Origin of the sequence: Kitasatospora sp. NPDC094028, from assembly GCF_049543595.1 — a bacterium.
Taxonomy (GTDB): Bacteria; Actinomycetota; Actinomycetes; order Streptomycetales; family Streptomycetaceae; genus Kitasatospora.
The window spans coordinates 1-3,002 of sequence record NZ_JBMVFA010000077.1 but is presented as its reverse complement, the minus strand read 5'-3'; the positions used below and the strand labels follow the sequence as shown (position 1 = coordinate 3,002).

Here is a 3,002-nt window from a genome sequence, read left to right as displayed (position 1 = left end):
AGGAACGTAGTTCACGCAAAATCGAACGATCAAATCGGGAGGTCAGAGCACGTGGAAGAGAACTCCGCCGCTTCGCGGCTCCGATCCAAGGAGCCAATTCCTCCCAGGGCTGAAGCCCCGGGCTTCCTCGACAGAATCAGGTGAACCACCATGACCACCGAAACTGCCCTCACCACCGCCGACCTGCGCCTGCTGGCCGAGGCCGGCGGCCTGGCGCCCTCGCTGCACAACAGCCAGCCCTGGCGCTTCCGCCCCACCGCGGACCTGCTCGGCCTGGAGGTCCACGCGGACCTGCGCCGGGCCGTCCCGGCCGCGGACCCGGACGGCAGGGCGCTGCACATCTCGATCGGCGCCGCCCTGTTCAACCTGCGGGTGGCCGCCGCCCACCTCGGCCGCGAGGCCGTCGTCGACCTGCTCCCGAACGGCGCCGACGCGCAGCCGCGCGCCGTCCTCGACCTCTCCGCGCCCCTGCGCACGCCGCGGCCCTTCGGTGCGGACCTCTACCCGGCCATCCCGGGGCGCCACTCCAGCCGGCACCCATTCACCAACCGGGACGTCCCCGAGGCGCTCGTCGCCGACCTGATCACCGCCGCCCGGGACGAAGGCGCCACCCTCACCGTGCTGGAGGAACACGGCGTACGCCGCGTCCTCGCCCTCACCTCCGAGGCCGAGGCCCGGATCGCCGCCGACGTCACCCGTGAGGCCGAGACCCACCGCTGGCTGCGCCTCGAACCCTCCTACGACGGCATCCCGCTCGCCGCCCTCGGCGAGCACGACCGCGACGCCCGCGTCCCCATGCGCAGCTTCTCCGGCCACCCGCCGCGCCGGACCACCCGGGCCGAACGCTTCGAGGCCCTGCCCCAACTCGCCACCCTCACGACCCACTTCGACAGCCAGGCCGACTGGCTGCGCACCGGACAGGCGATGGAACGCGTCTGGCTGCTCGCCACCGTCCACGGCCTGCGCGCCTCCGTCCTGCACCAGGCCGTCGAGATCCCCGACACCCGCTGGCGCCTGCGCGACACCGCCGAAGGGCCCGCCCACGTGCAGCTGGTGCTGCGCCTCGGCTACGGCCCGCCGGGAGCCGCCAGCCCGCGCCGCCCGATCGGGGACATCCTCGACCAGGCGGAGGGGTGAGCGCAGACGGAGGGGCGAGCGTCACTGCGCGCGGACGATGACCACCAGGCAGGTGGCGTGCTGCGCGCAGCGCGTGCTCACCGAACCGAGCCGGGCGCGGGTGAATCCGCCGTGGCCGCGGCTGCCGACCACCAGCAGCTCGGCGCCCTTGGCGGCGTCCAGGAGGCCTCGTCGGCGCCGAAGGGGAGGTAGACGGTGTCGGGCTTGAAGAGGGAGTCCTCCCGGTCGGCAGCGAGGGTGATGCGGACGCGGTCACCGAGCCGGTGGCGGAGTATGAAGGCCGTCTCCGGGCCGGCGAAGCCCGCGCCGGCCACCGGGACGTGCGGTTGCGCGGTCATCGCGGGATCGCCTCCTCGATGATCGGGGGACCATCGGGGCGGATGATCCTGCCGCTGATCCCGGTGGGCTTGATGCGCATCCAGGTGTCCCGGGTGCCGCCCGCCCAGGGGCGGGGGTCGGCGTGCTGCTCGAACCAGCGCACGGCCTCCTCGTCGGGGACGATCGAGGCGGTGCCGTTGACCAGGACGCTCCAGCCGGTGGCGAACACCTCGTCCAACTGATCGACCTCGAAGGCGACTTCGCTGCCCGCGGCCTTGGCGAGGGTGCCGTCCGCCTCGGTGCGGCAGAGGACGGTGGCGTCCAGCACCCGGTAGTTGACGGGCAGCGCCACCAGCCCGCGCGGCGCCGACAGGATCACCCGGCCGACGCCGCCGGGGCTGAGCCTGGCCCAGCAGGCCGCCGGGTCCAACTCCTCCAGCCGGACGCGGGCGTTGGGGCGGGCCCGGCCGGACGGGACGTCACGGCCGCCGCCGAGCAGGTCGGCGACCGTGGTGTCGAGCGCGTCGGCGAGCCGGGTGAGAGTGGTGACGCCGACCGGGACGGGGTGCGTCTCCAGGTATGCGACGAACCCGGCGTCCAGGCCGCCGCGCTCGGCCACCAGCTCGCGGGTGAGCCCGAGTTCGACGCGGCGGTGGGCGACCCGGCGGCCGAGGTCGCCCGGGTCGGCCGGGCGCGGGTGCGCCCGGCCTTCGTTCGTGGTCTTCATGACGACCTCCGTCTCTCAGCCCCGGGCGCCGTTCGGGACGATCACCAGCGGGACGGTGCGGCGGTGCACCAGGGGCCCGGCCGGTGGAGCCGAACAGCAGGCCGCGGAAGCCGCCGAGGCCCCGGCTGCCGATCACCAGGCAGCGCGCGCGGGTCGCGACGGCGGCGAGCATCGGCGCGGGGGAGCCGGTGAGCACCTCGCGCCGGACCCGGATGTCCGGGTACTTCACCACCGTGATGAGCACCCGCGAAGGGCTGGGCTTCGAGACCGACATCGGCACCGACTCCCGCGCCCTGCACCACCTGGTCCGCGCCATCGGCGAGGCCGGCGGCGAGGCCGTCCACGTCCTGCGCGACCCCACCCGGGGAGGGCTCGCCACCGCGCTCAACGAGATCGCCCGTGACTCCAGGATCGGCATCGAGATCGAGGAAACGGCCATCCCCGTCCCCGAACCGGTCGCCGCCGCCTGCGACCTGCTCGGCCTCGACGTGCTGCACGTCGCCAACGAGGGCTGCCTGGTCGCCTTCGTCGCCCCCGCCAAGGCCGACGCCGTCCTCGCCGCGATGCGCGCCGACGCGGCCGGCCAGGGCGCCGTCCGGATCGGCCGCGTCACCGACTGGCCCCCCGGCCGCGTCACCCTCCACACCCTGGTCGGCGCCCATCGCGTCGTCGACATGCCCGTCGGCGAGCAACTGCCCTGGATCTGCTGACCCGACTCGTAGAGCCGCCTACTGGCGGGCGCCCTTGGCGTTGGGCTGGGTCTTCTGGTTGTAGATCTCCTTGCCGTCCGCGTTGTAGGCGTGGACGTAGGGGTCCAGGT

Annotated in this window: 3 protein-coding genes and 1 pseudogene; 2 read left to right on the top strand and 2 right to left on the bottom strand. The window is 74.1% G+C overall.

Annotated elements, in window-relative coordinates; genetic code table 11:
• Nucleotides 1–150: 150 nt before the first annotated feature.
• Entirely contained in the window at nt 151–1,137 is a 987-nt protein-coding gene (locus ACPC54_RS41785; protein WP_498972975.1) for an Acg family FMN-binding oxidoreductase, read from the top strand.
• Nucleotides 1,138–1,158: 21 nt separating this feature from the next.
• Here the strand turns inward: ACPC54_RS41785 and ACPC54_RS41780 are convergent.
• Together ACPC54_RS41780 and ACPC54_RS41775 are read right to left on the bottom strand one after the other, a co-directional pair.
• Nucleotides 1,159–1,302 (bottom strand): annotated as a pseudogene (locus tag ACPC54_RS41780) (universal stress protein); the annotation flags it as partial.
• Between the two features lie 169 nt (nt 1,303–1,471).
• Nucleotides 1,472–2,182 (bottom strand): helix-turn-helix domain-containing protein, encoded by a 711-nt coding sequence (locus ACPC54_RS41775; RefSeq protein ID WP_498972973.1) that lies wholly within the window; start codon nt 2,180–2,182, stop codon nt 1,472–1,474.
• 188 nt (nt 2,183–2,370) lie between these two features.
• On the opposite strand from ACPC54_RS41775, the gene ACPC54_RS41770 reads away from it, so the two are divergent.
• The gene (locus ACPC54_RS41770) at nt 2,371–2,892 is read left to right on the top strand and encodes a HypE family hydrogenase expression/formation protein (protein WP_498972971.1); all 522 of its coding nucleotides are present in this window, start codon (nt 2,371–2,373) and stop codon (nt 2,890–2,892) included.
• Nucleotides 2,893–3,002 lie beyond the last annotated feature (110 nt).

Excerpts from the sequence above, each read along its gene's own strand:
- ACPC54_RS41785 (WP_498972975.1), top strand. The coding sequence starts at position 151 with ATGACCACCGAAACTGCCCTCACCACCGCCGACCTGCGCCTGCTGGCC.
- ACPC54_RS41775 (WP_498972973.1), bottom strand. The coding sequence starts at position 2,182 with ATGAAGACCACGAACGAAGGCCGGGCGCACCCGCGCCCGGCCGACCCG.